General features: G+C 42.1%; 1 pseudogene. It reads left to right on the top strand.

Annotation, left to right across the window (positions count from 1 at the left end):
* Nucleotides 1-292 (top strand): annotated as a pseudogene (locus ACXAFR_RS27625) (IS1182 family transposase); the annotation flags it as partial.

Below are 292 nucleotides of genomic sequence, written 5' to 3'. Positions count from 1 at the left end.
GATTCAACAACGTTACGCCGATACTGAATTCGGTAACTTAATAGAAGACCAAATCGTCGTCACCGCTGATACCGGTTTTGCCAACGAAGCTAATTACGCCTATCTGAAAGAAGAAGAGATAAACGCTTACATTCCGGACAACGCCTTTCGATCACGTGACCCCAAATTTAAAAGCCAAAAGAGCGACCATGGCAAGCGACACCAGGATACTGTAAAAGGTGTAAAAAAAGTTATTCCAGCTTCAGAATTTAAACTAAACAAGCGAAATAAAACCTGCGTTTGCCCTGAAGGA

The sequence above is a fragment of the Pseudomaricurvus sp. ABR4_320 genome (assembly GCF_056159445.1).
The sequence above is the reverse complement of the archived record's forward strand: the minus strand, read 5'-3'. Positions and strand labels throughout refer to the sequence as shown.